Source organism: Crossiella sp. SN42 (assembly GCF_023897065.1).
Classification (GTDB): Bacteria; Actinomycetota; Actinomycetes; order Mycobacteriales; family Pseudonocardiaceae; genus Crossiella.
This window is the reverse complement of the sequence record NZ_JAMHIV010000009.1, coordinates 76,570-96,456: the sequence shown is the minus strand read 5'-3', so window position 1 is coordinate 96,456 and position 19,887 is coordinate 76,570. Positions and strand designations below refer to the sequence as shown.

The 19,887-nt window shown below is 71.5% G+C and carries 22 protein-coding genes; 5 read left to right on the top strand and 17 right to left on the bottom strand.

The annotated features are described in order from the left end of the window. Positions 1-132 precede the first annotated feature (132 nt). The 6 genes from M8C13_RS12790 to M8C13_RS12765 form a co-directional block, all read right to left on the bottom strand. Entirely contained in the window at positions 133-570 is a 438-nt protein-coding gene (locus M8C13_RS12790; protein ID WP_252480876.1) for a 2'-5' RNA ligase family protein, read from the bottom strand. Positions 571-809: 239 nt separating this feature from the next. Further along, entirely contained in the window at positions 810-1,289 is a 480-nt protein-coding gene (locus M8C13_RS12785) for a helix-turn-helix domain-containing protein (protein ID WP_252480759.1), read from the bottom strand. A gap of 126 nt (positions 1,290-1,415) precedes the next feature. After that, entirely contained in the window at positions 1,416-2,375 is a 960-nt protein-coding gene (locus tag M8C13_RS12780) for a bifunctional riboflavin kinase/FAD synthetase (protein ID WP_252480758.1), read from the bottom strand. Positions 2,376-2,403: 28 nt separating this feature from the next. Then, positions 2,404-3,312, bottom strand: a complete 909-nt coding sequence (gene truB, locus M8C13_RS12775) for a tRNA pseudouridine(55) synthase TruB (protein ID WP_374213062.1) — start codon at positions 3,310-3,312, stop codon at positions 2,404-2,406. Between the two features lie 11 nt (positions 3,313-3,323). Next, a complete protein-coding gene (locus M8C13_RS12770) occupies positions 3,324-4,607 on the bottom strand; it encodes a nitrate/nitrite transporter (protein WP_252480874.1) in 1,284 nt (427 codons plus the stop codon). 198 nt (positions 4,608-4,805) lie between these two features. Beyond that, entirely contained in the window at positions 4,806-6,164 is a 1,359-nt protein-coding gene (locus M8C13_RS12765) for an MATE family efflux transporter (RefSeq protein ID WP_252480757.1), read from the bottom strand. Between the two features lie 27 nt (positions 6,165-6,191). Between M8C13_RS12765 and M8C13_RS12760 the strand changes: the two genes are divergently transcribed. Beyond that, positions 6,192-6,719 carry a CGNR zinc finger domain-containing protein gene (locus tag M8C13_RS12760; protein ID WP_252480756.1) on the top strand — a complete coding sequence of 176 codons (528 nt, stop codon included), beginning with the start codon at positions 6,192-6,194 and terminating at the stop codon, positions 6,717-6,719. 124 nt (positions 6,720-6,843) lie between these two features. Here M8C13_RS12760 and M8C13_RS12755 read toward each other — a convergent pair whose 3' ends face one another. From M8C13_RS12755 to rimP, 8 genes are all read right to left on the bottom strand, one after another. Then, on the bottom strand, positions 6,844-7,011 hold the full coding sequence (locus M8C13_RS12755) for a hypothetical protein (protein WP_252480755.1): 168 nt from the start codon (positions 7,009-7,011) through the stop codon (positions 6,844-6,846). Positions 7,012-7,062: 51 nt separating this feature from the next. Next, positions 7,063-8,058, bottom strand: a complete 996-nt coding sequence (locus M8C13_RS12750) for a bifunctional oligoribonuclease/PAP phosphatase NrnA (protein WP_252480754.1) — start codon at positions 8,056-8,058, stop codon at positions 7,063-7,065. A 126-nt stretch (positions 8,059-8,184) separates the two neighbouring features. Beyond that, positions 8,185-8,670 carry a 30S ribosome-binding factor RbfA gene (gene rbfA / locus M8C13_RS12745; protein WP_252480753.1) on the bottom strand — a complete coding sequence of 162 codons (486 nt, stop codon included), beginning with the start codon at positions 8,668-8,670 and terminating at the stop codon, positions 8,185-8,187. 36 nt (positions 8,671-8,706) lie between these two features. Further along, complete coding sequence (locus M8C13_RS12740) at positions 8,707-9,003, bottom strand: DUF503 domain-containing protein (RefSeq protein ID WP_252480752.1); 297 nt, start codon at positions 9,001-9,003, stop codon at positions 8,707-8,709. 74 nt (positions 9,004-9,077) lie between these two features. Then, on the bottom strand, positions 9,078-12,188 hold the full coding sequence (infB, locus tag M8C13_RS12735) for a translation initiation factor IF-2 (RefSeq protein ID WP_252480751.1): 3,111 nt from the start codon (positions 12,186-12,188) through the stop codon (positions 9,078-9,080). Positions 12,189-12,344: 156 nt separating this feature from the next. Then, positions 12,345-12,530, bottom strand: coding sequence for a YlxR family protein (locus M8C13_RS12730; RefSeq protein WP_252480873.1), 186 nt, complete (start codon positions 12,528-12,530; stop codon positions 12,345-12,347). 115 nt (positions 12,531-12,645) lie between these two features. Beyond that, a complete protein-coding gene (gene nusA, locus M8C13_RS12725) occupies positions 12,646-13,686 on the bottom strand; it encodes a transcription termination factor NusA (RefSeq protein ID WP_252480750.1) in 1,041 nt (346 codons plus the stop codon). After that, positions 13,683-14,228 (bottom strand): ribosome maturation factor RimP, encoded by a 546-nt coding sequence (rimP, locus tag M8C13_RS12720; RefSeq protein WP_252480749.1) that lies wholly within the window; start codon positions 14,226-14,228, stop codon positions 13,683-13,685. The genes nusA and rimP overlap by 4 nt, the downstream gene beginning before the upstream one ends. Positions 14,229-14,442: 214 nt before the next feature. On the opposite strand from rimP, the gene M8C13_RS12715 reads away from it, so the two are divergent. Together M8C13_RS12715 and M8C13_RS12710 are read left to right on the top strand one after the other, a co-directional pair. After that, entirely contained in the window at positions 14,443-14,937 is a 495-nt protein-coding gene (locus M8C13_RS12715; RefSeq protein WP_252480748.1) for a hypothetical protein, read from the top strand. Continuing rightward, positions 14,934-15,404 (top strand): ferritin-like domain-containing protein, encoded by a 471-nt coding sequence (locus tag M8C13_RS12710; RefSeq protein WP_252480747.1) that lies wholly within the window; start codon positions 14,934-14,936, stop codon positions 15,402-15,404. The genes M8C13_RS12715 and M8C13_RS12710 overlap by 4 nt, the downstream gene beginning before the upstream one ends. Positions 15,405-15,479: 75 nt before the next feature. Here M8C13_RS12710 and M8C13_RS12705 read toward each other — a convergent pair whose 3' ends face one another. Continuing rightward, the gene (locus M8C13_RS12705; RefSeq protein ID WP_252480746.1) at positions 15,480-16,076 is read right to left on the bottom strand and encodes a hypothetical protein; all 597 of its coding nucleotides are present in this window, start codon (positions 16,074-16,076) and stop codon (positions 15,480-15,482) included. 170 nt (positions 16,077-16,246) lie between these two features. Beyond that, complete coding sequence (locus tag M8C13_RS45405; RefSeq protein ID WP_252480745.1) at positions 16,247-17,392, bottom strand: DNRLRE domain-containing protein; 1,146 nt, start codon at positions 17,390-17,392, stop codon at positions 16,247-16,249. Positions 17,393-17,441: 49 nt separating this feature from the next. Between M8C13_RS45405 and M8C13_RS12695 the strand changes: the two genes are divergently transcribed. Next, the gene (locus M8C13_RS12695; protein ID WP_252480744.1) at positions 17,442-18,368 is read left to right on the top strand and encodes a DUF222 domain-containing protein; all 927 of its coding nucleotides are present in this window, start codon (positions 17,442-17,444) and stop codon (positions 18,366-18,368) included. Here M8C13_RS12695 and M8C13_RS12690 read toward each other — a convergent pair. Further along, positions 18,361-19,386, bottom strand: coding sequence for an aminotransferase class V-fold PLP-dependent enzyme (locus M8C13_RS12690; RefSeq protein WP_252480743.1), 1,026 nt, complete (start codon positions 19,384-19,386; stop codon positions 18,361-18,363). The two genes, M8C13_RS12695 and M8C13_RS12690, sit on opposite strands and share 8 nt — an antisense overlap. Positions 19,387-19,424: 38 nt before the next feature. On the opposite strand from M8C13_RS12690, the gene M8C13_RS12685 reads away from it, so the two are divergent. Continuing rightward, complete coding sequence (locus M8C13_RS12685; RefSeq protein ID WP_252480742.1) at positions 19,425-19,835, top strand: secondary thiamine-phosphate synthase enzyme YjbQ; 411 nt, start codon at positions 19,425-19,427, stop codon at positions 19,833-19,835. Positions 19,836-19,887 lie beyond the last annotated feature (52 nt).

Genomic DNA, 19,887 nt, shown 5'->3' with positions numbered 1-19,887 from the left:
CGTGTTTCTCCTGTACTTCACTCGTTCCGTGCGGACCCCTCGCCGATCAGGCGGGGGTTGGACGGTGCCGGCCGCCACGGAACGCAGCCGGACCCAAAGATTGAGGGTAGCAGCCGTTCGGCGCAGTGCGTCTCAGCCCGTCAGGGCGAGCCGCGCCACAGAGTGATAGCTGGGCCCGAGCGGGGTCCGGTCGCTGCGGACCAAGGCGACCTCCGCTGGTGTCCACCAGGGACCAGTGTAGTCGGTCAGCCGGGTGGTCAGCGAACGTGTTTCCGGACGGTCGCCGGACCACCGCAGCAGGGTCAGGTGCGGGTGGTAGCGCTCCGGGTCAGTTCCCGCGGCCACCGCGAGGGCGCGCAGCGCCTGCTCGTCGGCCGGGCTCGCGTACTCGATCCCGGCCCAGAGCACGCTGCGGAACTCGCCCCAGCCGCCGACGCGCAGCCGTGGCGGGCGCAGTCCGGGCAGCCGTCGTGCCAGGTAGGCGGTGCGGTCCTCGATGGAGTCCGGTCCGTGGAAGCACAGCGTGAGGTGCCAGCGCTCGATCGGCTCGGCCCGCGCGCCCGCGCCCACACCGCTCAACCCGGTATCCGCTCCGGCCAAGCCGGCGCCCGCACCAGTTAAACCGGCGCTACCGGTTAAACCAGTAGTACCGGTTGAACCGGTAGCGCCGGTTGAAGCGGTGTCCCCGGCGGAACCGGTGTCGTCGGTCGAACCGTTCAGGCGAGTCCCCGCACTGGCTCCGATGTGCGCGGCAAGATGACCGGTCACCTCAGGCGGCGGCCAGATCGCGGTGAACAGCCGCGCCTGGCTCAGGACTCCTCCGCGGCCCGGCGCAGCAGGTCGGCCAGCGCCGGATAGCGGGTGGACAGCAGGTCGGCGGCGCCACTGAGCTCCTCGGCGACGGCCAGGTCGCGCAGCCGGTTGAGCGTGGCCTGTTCGGCCCGGCCCTCGTCCACCGGCAGGGTGTCCATGCTCACCTTGGGCCGGGAGTCACGGACCTGCACCAGCGCCTCGGCGATGGCGCCCTTCTCACCAGCGGCGACGCCGGGGGTGAGCACCCGCCGCTCCAGCATGACCATCCGGGCGAGCACCGAGGGGTTGCCGATCTTCGCGCGCCGGCCGCTCATCACCTGGCTGAGCATCGGCGCGCTGATGCCGAGCACGTCGGCCAGCTGCGCCTGGGAGATGTCGTAGGCGACCACCAGCCGCCGGACCCGGTCTCCCAGCGGTTCGCCGTACCACTCACGCTGAAGCGCGAGGTTGCGCTGGACGATCTTCTGTTCCTCCACTGCTATTGCACTCCCAGTTGGCTCGGTCCCCGGCGACCTGCGTCTCAGCGACTTGAATCCTGCCAGGTCGGACGCCCTGGACCGGCGCGAACCGCCGAGGCGTTCGCAAGTGCACCCGCCGAGGGCTCACTCGTCAGCGAGCAGCTCACGCGTCCGCGCGACGTCCAGGTGCATCTGCGCGATGAGCGCGTCGACGTTGTCGTAGCGCTCGGTGGCGCGCAGGCGGTGCACGAAGTCCAGCGCGACGCGTTCGCCGTAGAGGTCCTCGTTGATGTCGAGCACGTAGGCCTCGACCCGGCGCTCCCGGCCGGAGAAGGTCGGGTTGGTGCCCACCGAGATGGCCGCGGGCAGCGAGCGGACCTCGCCGGGCACCCCGTGGCTGACGTGCCCGACATGCACCAGACGACCCGCGTACACACCGTCGGCCGGCACCGCGGAATGCAGTTGACTGGAGAGGTTGGCGGTGGGGAAACCGAGCAGCCTGCCGCGCTGGTCCCCGCGCACCACGATGCCCTCCAGCCGGTGCGGACGACCCAGCGCGGCAGCCGCCGCGGCCACGTCACCAGCGTCGATGCAAGCGCGGATGTAGGTGGAGGAGAAGGTGACCGAGTCCTCCGCGAGCAGGCGCACGCCCTCGGCGACGAAGCCGAACCGCCTGCCGAGGGAGCGCAGCAGCTCGACGTCCCCGGCGGCGCGGTGCCCGAAGCGGAAGTTCTCCCCGACCACCACCGCGGCCACGTGCAGCCGCTCCACCAGCAGCTCGTGCACGAACTCGTCGGCGGGCAGCCGGGAGAGGTCGGGGTTGAACGGCAGCACGCAGAACACGTCGACGCCGAGCTCCTCGACCAGGTCGGCGCGCCGGGCCAGGGTGGTCAGCTGCGCCGGGTGACTGCCGGCGCGGACGACCTCGGACGGATGCGGGTCGAAGGTCATCACCACGCTGGGCAGGCCGCGTTCCCTGGCCAGCTCGACGGCTCGGGCGATGAGCTGCTGATGACCGCGGTGCACGCCGTCGAAAACCCCGACGGTCAGCACACAGCGTCCCCAGCCTCCAGGCAGGTTGTCCAGTCCGCGCCACCGTTGCACGAGGCGAGCCTACGGTGCCCCGTGATCGTCAGCCGGACGGGGCGAGCACCACGAGCGGCTTGGCCCGGCCCGCGTTGTCCTTGGCGAGCGCGATCACCTTCCCGGACGGCGCGAACACCCCGTAAGTGCCGTCGATGCCCGCCGCGGGCAGCGCGCCACCGTGCGCGAGCGCGGCGGCGGCGCCCGCGTCGACGTCGCAGCGGGGGAAGGCGGTGGCGACCGCGGCGTCCAGGTCCAGGCTCAGCTGCGGCTGCTCCTCCAGCTTCTCCAGCGTGCGCGCCACGGCCAGGCCGAACGGGCCGACCCTGGTGCGGCGCAGCGCGCTGAGGTGCCCGCCCACGCCCAGCTCGCGGCCGATGTCGCGGGCCAGCGCGCGCACGTAGGTGCCGGAGGAGCACTCGACCAGCACGTCCAGGTCGGTGAACTCGCCCTCGCGGCGCAGGTTGAGCAGGTCGAAGCGGGCCACGGTGACCGGCCGCGGCTCCAGCACGACCTCCTCACCCGCGCGCACCCGCGCGTAGGCCCGCTGACCGTCGATCTTGACCGCGCTGACCGAGCTGGGCACCTGCATGATGTCGCCGGTGAGCTTGGCGATCTCCGCGCGTACCGCGTCCTCGGACACCGCCGAGGCGTCGGCGGCCGAGGTCACCTCGCCCTCGGCGTCGTCGGTGGTGGTGGCCGCGCCGAGGCGGATGCAGGCCAGGTAGGCCTTGGTGTCCAGGGCGAGGTGGCCGAGCAGCTTGGTCGCGCGCTCGATGCCGAGCACGAGCACACCGGTGGCCATCGGGTCCAGCGTGCCCGCGTGCCCGACCTTGCGGGTGCCCATGATCCGGCGCACCCGCGCGACGACGTCGTGGGAGGTCATCCCGCTCGGCTTGTCCACCACGACAAGACCGGGTGGCACGGGGGGACGTGAGGCGCGTTCAGCTCGGGTCACGAGGCGCGATCCTAGGCAGCGGCCGGCACGGGCACGGCGGCGAGGTCGTCCCAGCGACGTGCGCGCAGCTGGACCGGCACCTCCTCGCCCCGCGCGGCCGCGGCGAGCACCACCGCGCGAGCACGCCGCCACCACACCGCGGTCCGCCAGGTGCCGAACAGCAGCACCAGCAGGATCGCCGAGAGCGCGACCTGGAACTTGCCTGCGGAGCCGAGCGGCGCGGCGAGCTCGAGCAGCAGCCCGACGCTGAGCGCGGCGATCGTGGTCGCGGTGAAGCCACCCACGTTGACCAGGCCGGTCGCCGTGCCGACCGTGCGCAGCGAGTTGTAGTCGCGGGCCAGCGCGAAGGCGACCGTGGAGGCCGGTCCGCCCAGCGAGAGCACCACCAGGGCGAGCGCGACGAGCACGATCGGCGGTTGTCCGCCCGGCCAGCCCAGCAGCACAGCCCAGGTCAGCACGGCGCCGCCGAGGAAGCCCACCACCAGCGGCATGCGCAGCTCCGGCCGGCGGCCGATGAGCGAGCCGAACAGCGGCCCGCCGACGATCGCGCCGAGCACCAGCACCCCGAGCATGGCGCTGGCCACGTGCGGGCTCAGCCCCTGCGCCTCGGTCAGGTACGGGTAGCCCCAGAGCAGGCCGAGCACGGCCGGGGCGAACATGGTGGAGAAGTGCACCCAGAACCCCAGCCGGGTGCCCGGGATCCGCCAGGCCGCGGCCACGGACCGGCCGACCGCGCGCAGCGGCACGGGCTCACCCGCCGGTGCGGGCGCGCCGACGGGCACGTCGCGCAGTTTGGCGCCGGCCAGCACGGCGTAGGCGGTGGTCAGACCGCCCGCGACCAGGAAGGTCAGGGTCCAGCCGACGTTGTCGAGCAGCATGGTCAGCGGCACGGTCGAGGCCAGGTTGCCCGCACCGCCGAGCGCGGCGGAGACCGAGACCACCACGGCGTACTTGCGCGCGGGGAAGTGCCCGGCGATCAGGCGGAGCAGGCTGACCCAGGTCATCGCGTCACCGCAGCCGAGCACGGCGCGGGCGGTGAGCGCCAGCGGGTAGGTCTCGGCGAGCGCGAACAACATCTGCCCGGCGCCGATGAGCAGCGCGGCCGCGGTGAGCACCCGGCGCGGCCCGAACCGGTCGACCAGCAGGCCGGTGGGGATCTGCATGGCGGCGTAGACGCCGATCTGCAGCACGGTGAACACCCCGAGCGCGGCCGGGCCGACGCCGAAGCGCTCGGCGGCCTGGGGTCCGGCGACCCCGAGTGACGTGCGGTGGAAGACGGCGGCCACGTACACCATTACCGCGATGGACCAGACCAGCCACGCCTGACGACGGGCACGCTCGGCCGACAAGAAAACCCTCCAGAGAACAGCAGAAATCACAATGCGAAATCAGGGAAAGAGTGCGGCCGACGCTGGCCCACCCTAGACATCGGATGATCACTCGTTGGCGTTATCAAGCTGAGACGTGTGCTGTCCCACAACCCACGAGCGCGCTCAGTCGCGCACGGCGCCGACCACCGCCCAGCGCCCGTTGCCGGCCCGCCACAGCACCGCGGCCAGCCGCAACAACATGAACGCGGTAAGCCCCGTCCAGATTCCGAGCAGACCCCAGCCGAAGGCCATGGACGCCCACACCAGCGGCAGGAAGCCCAGCGCCGCTGACAAGAGGGTCGCGGTGCGCAGGAACGCCGCGTCACCCGCGCCGAGCAGCACCCCGTCCAGCGCGAACACCACCCCGGCCACCGGCTGCAACGCCACGAAGAACCACCAGGCGTGCGGCACCTCGGCGAGCACCCCGGCATCCGGCGTGAACACCTGCGGCAGCACCCCGGACAACGACGCGAACAGCACCCCGAGCGCGATCCCGAACACCAGCCCGTACCGAGTCATCTGCCCGGCCAGCGCTCGCGCCCGCCCCGCCCGTCCGGCGCCCAGCTCCGCCCCGACCAACGATTGCGCGGCGATGGCCAGCGAGTCGAGCACCAACGCCAGGAACGTCCACAGCTGCAACACCACCTGATGCGCCCCCGCGGTCGCCGCCGAGGTCCGCGCCGCCACCGCGGCCGCCGAGACGAAGCAGGCCTGGAAGGCCAGGCTGCGCAGCACCAGGTCCCGGCCAAGCCCGAGCTGCGCGGCCATGCTCCGCCAGTGCGGCCGCAACGGCACTCGCTCCACCGCCAGCGCGCGCAGGAACAGCACCGCGGAGACGGCCTGCGCGAGCACGTTGGCCACTGCGGACCCCTCCAGGCCCCAACCGTCGAACTCACCCAGACCGTGCACGAACACCGGGCAGAGCACGGCGGAGAGCGCGTTGCCGAACAGCACGTAGCGCATCGGCCGCGCGGTGTCTTGCACGCCGCGCATCCAGCCGTTGCCCGCCATCGTGACCAAGATCAACGGCGCCCCGAACAGCGCGATCCGCAGCCAGGAGACGGCCGAGTCCGCGATCGGCCCCTCCCCCGCGAGCACCCGCGCCACCGGCCCGGCGAACAGCTGCCCGAGCAGCACCAGCACCGCGCCCAGCAGCAGCGCCAGCCAGGTCGCCTGCACGCCCTCGGCGACCGCCTCCGACCGTCGCCCGGCCCCGTGCAGGCGAGCGGCCCGCGCGGTGGTCCCGTAGGAGAGGAAGGTCAGCTGCGTCGACACCTGCGCGAGCACCACGCCGCCCACCGCGAGCGCGGCCAGCGGCACCGCACCCAGCTGCCCCACTACCGCGGTGTCGACCAGCAGGTAGAGCGGTTCCGCGGCGAGCACCAGCAACGCGGGCAGCGCCAACGAGAGCACCCTCCGCAGCGGAACCTGCTCCACGCCAACCTCCCGGTAAGGTGCTGATAGCGATTTGGCCCCTGACATCCGGCAGCGTAGACGTAAGGACCGACAATGGACAACGCCGATTACCTCGACGTGGCCCTCCGCCTCGCCAACGCGAGCCTGGACAACCTGACCGACCTCCGCGCCGCCCTGCACGACGAGCCCTGGTGGGCCGACCGCACCACCGAAGCCGACCTGGACGCCCTCCGCACCGTCGCCACCGCCCTCCGCCAGGCACTGGCAGCCGCCGTCGACAACGACCCTGACGCCGTGCTGAGCAGGGTGAACACCCTCCTGGCCGCGCACCCGCCGCGCCCACGCCTGTCCGGCCACGGCGACGGCGAGGAGGTCCCCAACTGGCACATCCACGTCGCCGAACCCGACGCCCCACCCGCCCAGGAAGTCGCCGCGGCCGCCGCCTGGGGCCTGGCCCAGGCAGTAGTCCGCCACGGCCTGGACCGCTGGGGCCACTGCGCCGCCGAGGACTGCGCCACCTACTTCGTCGACACCTCGACAAACCGCGCCAAACGCTTCTGCTCCGCCCGCTGCGCCAACCGCGTCCATGTGGCGGCCTTCCGCGCCCGCCAACGCACCTGATCAGCAAGGATTCTCCGCGAAGGAGCAACCGGACAACGCGAAACTCCCGGGTACCAAAGTCTTACTCAGTGCCCGGCGACCACGAAACCGCGCCAGTTTGCGGTGCCGGCATGCCTGCCAAGCGTCAGCTCTGGGCGTCGGCATCGGCATCGGCATCGGCATCGGCATCGGCATCGGCATCGGCCCAGTGCAGCTCCTGCTGGCGTTCAGCGCAGGTTCGGCCAGGCATCGCGCGCAATCGCGCTGTTCGCACGCAACCGCGGTGTTCGCGCGCGAGCCGCATGCCGACCATCGCGGTAAGCCAAATCCCACCAGGCCCTGCGCCGCGTCCGTCTCCGCTCGGCTACAGCAACGGAGCCGCGTTCAATGCCGCGCGCACCTCGTCGAGCACCTGTTCCAGCGATCCGCGCATCGTGCAGCCCGCCGCCAACCGGTGCCCGCCGCCGCCCAACGCCTGCGCTGCCGCGCCCACGTTGACCCTGCCGACCGCGCGCATGGACAGCGACCACTCCTGATCGCCGGTCTCCTTGATCACGACCGCGACCTCGGCCTCGGCGGTGCTGCGCACCACGTCGACGATGCTGTCCACGTCCTCGCTGCGCAGGCCCGCCACGTCACGCAACCGCACCACCGCGTGCACCAGCCCGAAGCCGCGCGCGCCGTCCGGTTCCAGCTGGGCGCCGCCCAGCACGGTCGACAGCATGCGCAGCCAGGCGAACGGGTGGTGGTCCATCAGCGGGCGGGCAGTCGCCTCGGCGTCCACGCCCGCCGCAAGCAGGCGCGCGGCCAGCTCGTGGGTCTGAGGGCGTGCTCGGCGGAACGAGCTGGTGTCGGTGACCAGGCCGGCGTACAGGCAGCGGGCGATGTCGGGGTCCAGGTCGACGCCCAGTTCGTCCAGGAGGCGGAGGACCAGGACCGTGGTCGACTCGGCGCGGTCGTCGACGATGTGGTGGGTGCCGTAGCGGGTGTTCGAGGCGTGGTGGTCGATGACCACCACGTGTCCGCCCTCGGCGATGATCCGCGGCACTCGTTCGCCCAGCCAGCCCAGGCGGGCGAGGCTGCCGGTGTCCATGGCGACCAGCACTGGCGGCAGTTCGGGCACCTGTGACGGCGGGACCAGCAGGTGCGCGGTGTCGAGGGCGACCAGGGCCTCGGGCGCGCGGTCCGGTGCGGAGAAGGACACCCGGACGGTCTTGCCCAGGCGGTGCAGGGCGAGACCGAGGGCGAGGGCGCTGCCGAGGGCGTCCGCGTCCGGGTTGACGTGTCCGAGCAGGGTGACGTCAGTCGCGTCGGCCAGCAGCCGGGCGACCGCCGCCACCTCGAGCTCGGGTGGGGCCATCGCTCCACGTTCGCCGGCCAGGGCGCTCACCTCCGCGACAGTCGTGCTGCTCTAGCTGACCTCAGGGGGTCAGCCTCGCCCACAACCCCAGGTCACGTCCATGCCTTCCGGCGATATCCGCGCTGTTCAGCGGTGGCGAAGCTCACCGTCAGCCGGTTCGTCCGCCTCGTCCTCGTCCGCATCGCGCGGCGCGCGGTACGGGTCGGCGTCACCGGCGGGGCTGGCCCCGGAGGCGATGCGCGCGACCTCGGCGTCGGCCTCCCTGGCCTTGGCCAGCAGCTCGTCCATCTGCCGCGCCGTGTCCGGCACGGTGTCGGCGATGAAGGCCAGCGTCGGGGTGAACCGCACCCCGGTGCCCTGCCCGACCAATGACCGGAGCACACCGGTCGCGCTGGCGAGTGCGGCCGCAGCGCCGGCGAGGTCCGGCGGCGAGTCCACGGTGTCGCCGAGGACGGTGTAGTACACGGTGGCGTCGCGCAGGTCTCCGGTCACCTTGGCGTCGGTGATCGTCACCTTCGCCAGTCGCGGGTCCTTGATCTGGTGCTCAATCGCGGAGGCCACGATCTGGGCGATCCGCTTGGCCAGCCTGCGGGCGCGGGCCTGGTCGGCCACGGCGCTCACTCCCTTTCTCGGGTCTTGCCTTCTCTGTTACTCGTCTTCCGGGCCGTGCACGCGCCGGCGCGCCGACAGCAGTTCCAGCTCGGGCCGGGCGGCGACCAGCCGCTCACAGGCGTCGAGCACGTCCCGGACGTGCCCGGGGTCCGCGGCCACCAGGGCCACCCCGACCAGGGCACGGCGATGCAGGTCCAGATGGCCGGCTTCGGCGGCGGACACCTCGAACTTGCGGCGGATCTCGGCGATCACCGGACGGACCAGCGACCGCTTCTGCTTCAGCGAATGCACGTCGCCGAGCAGGATGTCGAGTTCCAACGACCCGACGTACAAATGGCATCACCAGTGGGTAAGTCGATGGGTACGGGCCCGGACCGACCAGGGGTCGGTCCGGGCCCGCCACAACCTCAGTTGCGCGGCTTCTCCCGCATCTCGTAGGTCTCGATGATGTCCTCGACCTTGAGATCGGAGTAGTTGCCGAGCGTCAGACCGCACTCGAAGCCCTCGCGGACCTCGGTGACGTCGTCCTTGAACCGGCGCAGCGTCGAGATCGGCAGGTTCTCCGCGATGACGTTGTTGTCGCGGAGGAGCCGGGCCTTGGTGTTCCGCTTGATCTCCCCGGAGAGCACCATGCAACCCGCGATGGTGCCGACCTTGGAGGACTTGAACACGTCGCGGATCTCGGCGCGGCCCAGCTGGATCTCTTCGTACTCCGGCTTGAGCATGCCCTTGAGGGCCTGTTCGATCTCGTCGATCGCCTGGTAGATCACGGTGTAGTACCGGATCTCCACACCCTCGCGGTTGGCCAGCTCGGTGGCACGACCCTCGGCCCGGACGTTGAAGCCCAGGACGATGGTGTTCTCCGCGGTGGCCAGGTTGATGTCGCTCTCGGTGACACCACCGACGCCGCGGTGCACGACGTGCAGCTGGACGTCGTCGCCGACCTCGATCTTCATCAGTGCGGCTTCCAGCGCCTCGACGGTACCGGAGTTGTCGCCCTTGATGATCAGGTTGAGGCGGTTGGTCTCCTTCAGCGCGGAGTCCAGGTCCTCCAGGCTGATCCGCTTCCGCTTCGCCGCGTTCTGCGCGTTGCGGATGCGAGCCTGGCGGCGCTCGGCGATCTGCCGGGCGACCCGGTCCTCCTCGACCACCAGGAAGGTGTCACCCGCACCCGGCACCGAGGTCAGACCGATGACCTGCACCGGACGCGACGGAGTCGCCTCGGTGACGTCCACGTTGTGCTCGTCGACCATGCGGCGGACTCGGCCGTAGGCGTCACCGGCCACGATCGAGTCACCCACGCGCAGCGTGCCGCGCTGGACCAGCACGGTGGCCACCGGGCCACGGCCGCGGTCGAGGTGCGCCTCGATCGCGACACCCTGGGCCTCCATGGCCGGGTTGGCCCGCAGGTCCAGCGAGGCGTCCGCGGTGAGCAGGATCGCCTCGAGCAGACCGTCGATGTTGATGGCCTGGCGCGCGGAGATGTCCACGAACATGGTCTCGCCGCCGTACTCCTCGGCGACCAGCCCGTACTCGGTGAGCTGCTGGCGGATCTTGGCGGGGTTCGCCCCCTCCTTGTCGATCTTGTTGACCGCGACCACGATCGGCGCGTTGGCCGCCTGGGCGTGGTTGATCGCCTCCACCGTCTGCGGCATCACACCGTCGTCGGCGGCGACCACGATCACCGCGATGTCGGTGGAGTTCGCACCACGGGCACGCATGGCGGTGAACGCCTCGTGACCAGGGGTGTCGATGAAGGTGATGAGCCGGTCGTTGCCTTCCAGCTGGGTCAGCACCTGGTAGGCGCCGATGTGCTGGGTGATGCCGCCTGCCTCGCCCTCGTGCACGTTGGCCTTGCGGATCGTGTCCAGCAGCCGGGTCTTACCGTGGTCGACGTGACCCATGACGGTCACCACCGGCGGGCGGATGACGAGGTCTTCCTCGTCACCGGCGTCCTCGCCGTAGGTGATCGCGAAGGAGGACAGCAGCTCGCGGTCCTCTTCCTCCGGGCTGACGACCTGGACCTGGTAGTTCATCTCCGAGCCGAGGAGCTCGAGCACCTCGTCGGAGACGGACTGGGTCGCGGTGACCATCTCACCGAGGTGGAACAGCACCTGCACCAGCGCGGCCGGGTTGGCGCCGATCTTCTCGGCGAAGTCCGTCAGCGAGGCGCCACGGGGAAGCCGGATGGCCTCGCCGCTGCCCTTCGGCAGGCGCACGCCGCCGATGGACGGGGCCTGCATGTTGTCGAACTCCTGGCGCTTCTGGCGCTTGGACTTGCGACCACGGCGAGCCGGACCACCGGGACGGCCGAAGGCACCCGCGGCACCGCCACGGCCACCGGGACCGCCCGGACGACCGCGGAAGCCACCGCCGCCACCGGCGGGCGCGCCACCGGGGCCGCCACCAGGACCGCCGCGGAAACCGCCGCCGCCACCGCCACCACCGGGACCGCCGCGGAAGCCACCGCCACCGCCGCCGCCACCGGGACGGCCAGCGCCGCCACCGCCACCACCGGGGCCACCGCGGAAGCCACCGCCACCGCCGGCACCGCCACCGGGACGGCCAGCGCCGCCACCGGGGCCGCCACGGCCGCCGCCGGGACCACCCTGGCCACCGCGGCCACCGCCGCCGGGACCAGCAGGCCGTGCGGGCCGGGGAGGCATCATGCCCGGGTTGGGCCGAGGCGGCATGTTGCCCGGAGTCGGGCGCGGGCCACCACTGCCCGGAGCGGGCCGGTCACCACGCGGCGCGGCCGCGGGACGCCCGTCGCCCGGCCGCGAGTCGCTCGGCCGGGGCGGCATGGCGCCCGGCGTGCCGGGACGCGGGCCGGAAGGACGCGCGGGCGGCGCACCGGCGCCGACACCGAACGGGTTGTTGCCGGGACGCGGCGCGCGCGGACCGGGCTTCGGGGACTGCGGCTTCGGCGGCACAACACCGGCGTCCGGCGCCGGCTTGGGGCCGGGGCGCGGTCCGGGACGGCTTGCCGAGGGCCGGTCGGTCTTGGGCTGGTCGGACCGGGGCGCGTCGGCCTTCGGCTGCTCGACCTTGGGCTGTTCCACCCGCGGCTGCTCGACCTTGGGGGCCGGCTTCGGCTGTGCGGGCTTGGGGGCCGACGGCGCGGGAGCCGCCGCCGGAGCGGCCGCCGCCGCGGGGGCCGGGGCCTGCTCGGCCGGCTTGGGGGCCGGCGGGCGCGGACCGGGCTTCGGGCCGGGGCCGGGACGACCCGGCGTCGCGGCCGGGCCGGGCGCCGGCGCGGCCGGCCGGGGCTGCTCGGCGGACTTGGGCTTCACATCGGTCGGGGACGGACGGGAAGCGGGCGGCGTGGGTCGCGGAGCGGAGCGCTTCGGACTGTCGGTGGCGCCCAGGGAGTCCCGAAGCCTGCGGGCGACGGGGGCTTCCACGGTGGACGACGCGGACTTGACGAACTCGCCAAGCTCCTTGAGCTTGTTCAGCACTTCCTTGCTGGTGACTCCGAGCTCCTTAGCGAGCTCGTGCACACGGGCCTTGCCTGGCACTGGTCTCCTTATCTGGAGGCCAAGCGGCAATCCCGCTCGACCTCGCCTACCGTCGAAACGCGCTCATGGCTTCAGCTTCACGGCTGACTCATGACGGGTCGACCTGCTTCCTTGTTCCGGACATGACTCGAGAGGTCCTCGTGTCGGTGGAGATTCTCAAGCGTGCTGCTCCAGGTGGTTCCTGACCTCGACCGCGTCCACCGGTCCCGGAACGCGCAACGCACGCGGGAACGCTCGACGCCGCTCAGCCAGGCGCAGGCATTCCGGGTCGGGATGCAACCACGCTCCCCTACCGGGCAACCTACGCCGAAGATCGACAACGAGCGAGTCGTTATCGACCACCAGTCGCAGCAGCTCACGGGCCAACGCCCGGGACCGGCATCCGACACACGTCCGAACCGGACCTTCGTGCACGAAAACCGCTCCCCAGCGTTGCGCCAAGTTAGAGTCTAACGCTTCAGGCTCCGTCAGCCGAACCGGATGCCGTAGCACCGGCCGCCGCCGCCCCCGCCGCAGGTCCGGCAGGGTCCGCGTCGCTGCGGATGTCGATCCGCCAGCCGGTGAGCCGCGCGGCGAGCCTGGCGTTCTGGCCCTCCTTGCCGATGGCGAGGGAGAGCTGGAAGTCCGGCACGACCACTCGGGCCGTCTTCGCCCGCTCGTCGACCACCTGAACGGAGACAACCTTGGCGGGCGAGAGGGCATTCCCGACGAAGGTCGCGGGGTCCTCGGAGTAGTCGACGATGTCGATCTTCTCCCCGAACAGCTCGCTCATCACGTTGCGCACCCGCGCGCCCATCGGCCCGATGCACGCGCCCTTGGCGTTCACGCCGGACACGGTGGAGCGCACCGCGATCTTGGAGCGGTGGCCGGCCTCGCGGGCGACCGCGGCGATCTCGACGGTGCCGTCGGCGATCTCCGGGACCTCCAGCGCGAACAGCCGGCGCACCAGGTGCGGGTGGGTGCGGGAGAGGGTGATCTGCGGGCCGCGCATGCCGCGGGAGACGCCGACCACGTAGCACTTGATCCGGTTGCCGTGCTGGTAGTCCTCGCCGGGCACCTGCTCGGCCGGCGGCAGCACGCCCTCGGTGTCGCCGATCTGCACCACGACCATGCCGCGGGAGTTGGCCCGCGCGTCCCGCTGCACCACTCCGGCGATGAGCTCGTTCTCCTTGGCCGCGAACTCGCCGAAGGTCTTCTCGTGCTCGGCGTCGCGCAGCCGCTGCAGGATGACCTGGCGCGCGGTGGTCGCGGCGATCCGGCCGAAGCCCTCAGGGGTGTCGTCCCACTCCTGGGCGATCGACCCGTCGTGCGCGAGGTCCTGCGCCAGCACCCGCACCAAGCCGGACTTGCGGTCGATGTCGACCCTGGCGTGCGGGGCGTGCCCGTCGGTGTGCTTGTACGCGGTGAGCAGCGCGGTCTCGATGGCTTCCAGGACGGTCTCGAAAGGGATGTCCTTGTCCCGTTCGATTGCCCGGAGTGCGGCGATATCGACGTTCACTTCGACTCCTCCTTCGATGCGTCCGTGCCCTGGCAACGGTCCAGCTTGATCAGGTCTTCGGCGGCCGGCTGGCGGAACTCCACCTCGACGGCGGCCTTGGCCATCTCGCGGTAGGCGACCGTGCGCAGCTCGCCGTCCACCAGCAGCACCACGCCGCCGGTGTCGTGCTCGTCGGCGGGACCGACCCGGCCGACGTACTCGGCGCCCTCCAGCGGGCGCACCTTCACCAGCCGGAGCCGGTTGCGCCGCCAGTGGCGCGGGTGGGTCAGCGGGCGGTCGATGCCCGGCGAGGTGACCTCGAGGGTGTAGGCGCTGGCCAGGATCGCGTCGTGGGCGTCAAGGGTGGCCGACACCGACCGGGACACCTTGGCGATCTCGTCCAGCCCGATGCCGTCGTCGGAGTCGACGACCACCCTGACCAGCCGACGCCGTCCCGCCTGCCGGATGTCGAGCTCCTCCAGCTCGAAGCCCACCTCGTGCACGGTTTCCCGCACGAGGGGTTCGAGCTGGGCGACGAGCTCGTCGCGCGGCGCGCTGGACACGTGGTCACTCCTTGTCTGCGGTGCAGAGGGCTGCGACGGCGACCGCAGATGGCAAGAGCCGTCCCGCGTCCGGTGCTGCACTTCACCGGCCGAGGTTGCTCAGCGTATCTCGTCGGAGGAGGTGCCCGGGTCCAGACGATCACCCCTCGTTCGGTTGAGTCGCCGAGTGTGCGGTTCCGCGGCCCTGGTCGGCGGCCTGGCAGGATGACTCGGTGTGACCATCGTCCTCCCGCGTTTCGGCCGCCGCCGGGTGCTGCTGGCCGGCGCACTCGCCGTGACGGCGCTGCCGCTGGCCAGCGCGTGCACCCCCGAACCGGCCCCTGAGCAAGCCGATCCCCTGGAGGCGCTGCTCACCCGGGCCCAGGCGGACACCGCCCTGGCCAAGGCCACCGCGGCCGCGCACCAGGGCCTGGCCGCGCAGGCCGACGCCGTGGCCGGTGACCGCCTGCAACACGTCCAGGCCCTGCGGAAGGAGCTGGACCGGGCCCGCCCCGCCCGCGCCTCCAGCACGGCCTCGGCCGCGCCGACGAGCGCGGCCCCGCCCCCGGTGGCCGGACAGCAGAACGCCGCGCTGACCGCGTTGCGGGAGGCGGTGGCCGCCGCGGAGAAGGAGGCCGCTGGCCTGGTCGCCGGCCTGCCGCCGTACCGGGCGGGCCTGGTCGGCTCGGTCGCCGCCTGCTGCGCGAGCCTGCGGGAGGTGCTGGCATGACCTCGCCGCAGCCGAGCGGTTCGACCGCCGCGATGGAGCCAGAAGCGCTCGCCGCCCTGCAGCGCGCCCTGGCCGCCGAACACGCCGCGGACTGGGCCTACGGCCTGGCCACGGCGTTCGTGAAGGACGCGCAGCAGAACGCGCTCCGCGACGGCGCGACGCAGCACCGGGCCCGCCGCGACACGACCGAGCGCCTGCTCCGCGACGTCGGCGCCACGCCGGTGCCGGCCGAACCCGCCTACGCCCCGCCGCAGCCGGTCACCGACCAGCCGACGGCCATCACGCTGCTGGTCACCGCCGAAACCGACACCGCGGCGGCGTGGCGCGCGGTGCTGGAACGCACCACGGACGCGAACCTGCGCCGCACCAGCCTGGATGCCCTGACCGCGGCCGCGGTCCGCGCGACCCGGTGGCGCAAGGCCGGCGGTGCGACACCGCTCACCGTGCCGTTCCCCGGCCAGCCCTGAGCCGCGACGGAAGGCGCGAACCGCGCTCAGCCAGCCAGCCGTCCAAGGGCCCTGCGCGCAGCGCTGTCGGCACGCTCAGCTCATGATCGCGCCGAACCGCAACGCGTCGGTGCTGATTGCCTTGAGCAGCTCGACATCCGCCCGGCCCTCGGTGAAGAAGTCCGACTCGACGATGGTGACCACGGAACCGCTGACCCTGGAGGCATAGCCCGCCCCGGTCAGCTTCCGTGGCCCGTCCGGCACGGTGTAGCCGTCGCGGAGCAGGTCGGCGATGTTGCCGGTCTTGTCCCGCGACGCGAGCCGGTTCAACTCCACCGCGTCCTTGCTGTCCGCCATGCGCACCACGGCCACGGACACCACCACCTTGGTCCCGTCCGCGATGCTCGTCGTGTGCAACGACCGGACCACCTGCTGACAGGAGGACTTCGCCAGGAACTCCGCGACAGCCCCGTAGGCCCGCTTCCCGCATTCGGTGTCCCGGTGCTCGGCATGCGCCGCGAACTGGTACGCCGGCACCCCAGGCGGCGTGGTCGGCGTGCCCGCCACCAGCGAAGGCTGGAAAGCCACCCACAGCAACCCGGACAGAATGGCCACCCCGACCAGCCCCAGGCCCTTGATCGCGTAGTGGACCACCGGCCGCTCAGCAAGCGAGGGCGTCTCCGGCTCACCCACGATCGAGTGACCCCCGTCCATCCCAAAAGACACAGCCGGCAACTGCGAGGTACCGCCCCCACGCCGCGGGTCCGACAGTTCCCTCACCGGTCCGGATGACAGATGCTCCGACACGGTCTCTCACCGTAACCGCATCCGCCCGGGACCACGAACCGAGTGGTCAATTGTGATTATCCCTGCTGGTAGGTCACTTCCAGCCGAGGCGGCCGCCCCTCAGTGGCCTCACTCGCCGACCACTTCTTCCACCCGAACACATCGGCTTCGTTCTCAGCCCGCAAACCCAGCCCGCCCAACTCGGCGCCGCCACCGGCCCACTCACGCACCAGCCCGGTCAGCTCCACCTCGACGGCACCGTCCGGGCAACTCGCCGAGTGCCCCAGGGTCTTCGTCGAACCGGCCACCTGCCGCAACCACGCCGGCTGCCTGCTCCAAGCGGTCTTCGCGTCAGCGGCCGCGGTCTCCCACACCTGCCAGGCCCGAGCCTGACAAGACCACGAGTGCCAGTTCCACAGCTTCAGCTCCGCTCGCCGGACCTGCTTGCCCCGCAGCTCTGCCAACTGCCAACTGAGAAACGACCGCGCCACGATCGTCCCGTCGAACGTCCCGACCCGGATGTCCGGCTGGTATCCCATCGGCGCGGTCAGGATGTTGCTCTGCACGTAGGTGTCCAACACCGGCCCCAGCGACACACTCGTGGGCTCAGCGACCATATCCGACGCCTCGCTCCCGGCACCTTCGCTCGCCACCGTCAGCGTCGCCGCTCCGCCACTGGGCACCAATCGCTGGGTGAAGCCACTGCGCGTCACCGTCACCACCAGGTCCTCGCCAGGCCGCGCGCCGGGGTAGGTGGCGCGATTGCCCGCCAGCACGGGGGCCGGCAGTGGCGTCGGCCACGCTCGGCTGAACCGAGCCTGCCCGTCCACCATTCGCGCCAACTCCGTGCTCCCCTGCCCACCGAGGCTCAACCGCAGCGGATGCGCCACCGGCTCGACCCGCCCGTCCGCGCTCGCCCGCAACGTGAGGTCGACCGGCCGCCAGCTACCGCCGTCCCGAACATGAACCGGCCCGGTGTGCAGCACCAGCGTTCGGGAGCCATCGGGGTTGGCGAACGTCGACGAGTACTCAGTCCGAGCATCTACGACTTCGACTGGCTGTGGCCGCGACTGCGCGGATCCAACCGGGACAAGAACACTGACAAGGGCAAGGACAACGGCGACACGGCGCACGGGCATGCCCTCCACCATTGTGGTCCACCCCAGACCACCGAAAGCCACCGCGGCAACGTTCACCGACCTGAGTGATTCCACAAAATCCACCCCCTCCCCAGCTCGAAAAATGTCGGCCCCTCCCCCTAACGTCGAGCGCATGAGGACTGACCTGCGAAAACAACTCCGCGACCAGTGGCGGCAGCTCACCCGGCTCCAAGCCGAGTTCAGCCGCACCATCGGCGAGGCGGACGCCCGCGCCGACTACAAACTCGACCGCCACACTTCGATGCGATCTTGGTTGGTCGGCGAATTGCGGATGACTGGATCTGAGGCGTCCCAACGGGTCTGCGTCGCCCGGCAACTCCGCGAGCTCCCCAAGGTCGCCACTCTGTTCACCGAAGGCGAACTTCCTTATGCCCATGTAAGCCTGCTCGCCCGGACCCGCGTGGGGATCGGGGCCACCGCGTTCACCTCCGCACTGCCGGACCTGCTGACAACAGCCCGAACCCTCGACGCGAGCCGCTTCCGCGAACACGTCCGGCAAGTCCGCCGGGAACAAACCACCATCCGCCGAGGCACTGCCCAGGATCAACCTGAACGCGGCCGCCTGGCCATCCGCACCCACGAGGACGGCACCGTCACCCTGCACGGCAGGTTGGACCAGCCCGGCGGCGCGACCCTGCAAGAGGCGCTGAACACCGTCCTGCCCACCCCAACCGGCAAGGCGCCAACCCCAAAATCCGAACGCCGGGCCGAGGCACTGGTCACCTTGTGCAACCGCCAACTCAGCACGATGCGGCACACCAAATCGCGCACGATCCCCAGCTGGTTGGGCACCCGCATGCGCCCACGCCCCTCCAACCGCCACGCCACAGCCAAGCACCGCGTCGGCGGCACGCTCTCGTCCCTGATCGACCTCCCGCCGCTTCGTGCGGCAGCCACGCAGACGCCGGCCGTCATCGTCTCGCCCGGCCCCATCCCCCTACCGCGCCGAGACCAGGAACCGGCTGCACGCACGACCCCGGGTAGGAGGCTCACCCACGCCGCGGCTCGAGCCGGCCGTTGGGGCGCTCGAACTACGTGAGCGCGTCCAACACCAGATCGACGTCCGCAGCGGTGTTGTAGAGGTGAAAAGACAGACGCGCCCTGCCCGCCCGCATGCTGAACCGCACTCCCGCCGCGCGCAGTTGCTCGATCTGGTCCGTCGAGAGGTCAAGAGAGGTGATCGCTGACCTGCCCTCGGGAAGCTCAAGCCCTCGGCGCACAGCGTTGGCAAGCCCCACGCAATGGTCGCGAACCGCACCCAAGTCGAGCCCTGCCAGCCAAGGAATCGCGGCCGCGGCACCCACTTGGGCGAACCACGCTGGTGACAGGTCGAGACGTCGAGCATCACTCGCCAACCGCAACGGCAGCCCGTAGATCGAGGCCCAAGGGTCCTCTCCGGCATACCAGTTGGCGGCCAGCGGACGCGTGCGCTCAAGCGCGTCCGGCCGCGCGGCCAGCCACGCCGCGCCACGGGGCGACAGCAGCCACTTGTAGGCGGCGCCCACGACCCAGTCTGCCCAGTCGAGTGAGAGTGGCAGCCAACCGGCCGCCTGGCTGACGTCAAGCAGCACCGGGACGCCTGCGGCTGCCTCGCGGAGGGCCTTTGTGTCGAGCACCGCGCCCGTGGCCGACTGCACGAGGCTGACCGCGATCAGGTCGGCCTGGTCCACAGTGGACGCGAGCTTCTCGGGTTCGACCTCGGTGACGGTGATGCCGCGATGGGCCTGGGCCGCGAAGGGGAACGTGACGCTGGTGAAGTCATCGGGCACGGTGAGCACGCGGGTGCCGTCGGGGATGCTGCCCGCGACCAAAGCGACCAACTGGGACACGCTGGCGCCGCTAGCGACCTGCTCTGGTGGGACGCCGACGAGGGCAGCAAAGCCCGCGCGGGCTGTGGCGACGTGCTCGTCGAAGTCCGGGGCGGCGTCGGCGCCGGTACGCCAGCGGGTGATGGAGTCGCTGACGGCGTCTGCCACGAATGCGGGCGGGATGCCGATGCTGGCGGTGTTCAGGTAGGCGGGCGGGGCGTCGAACTTGTGTTCTGGGGTGGGGCGCACGAACGCGACCCTAGGCCGGGATCGGTAGCGTGCAAGGGGTGTTGACTGAGGAGATCGAGATCCGGACCGGGTCGGTCGAGGTGGTCTACGACCTCACGGCCGAGTGCGAGCGGTTCCTGGCTAACGCTGGTGGGCGCGACGGGCTGTTGCACGTGTGGGTGCCGCACGCGACGGCGGGCCTGGCGGTGTTGGAGACCGGGGCGGGCAGCGATGACGACCTGTTGGCCGCGCTGCGGGAGTTGTTGCCGAAGGACGATCGGTGGCGGCATCGGCATGGCTCGCCAGGGCACGGGCGGGACCACGTGTTGCCCGCGTTGTTGCCGCCGTATGCGACGGTTCCGGTGCTGGGCGGGCGGATGGCGTTGGGGACGTGGCAGTCGGTGTGCTTGGTGGACACCAATGTGGACAATCCGGTGCGGAAGGTGCGGCTCAGCCTGTTGGTGGGGTGAGTTGAGAGCTCGCGGTGTGGTTGACGACGGCCGCCCTCCGATCGTTGTCCGG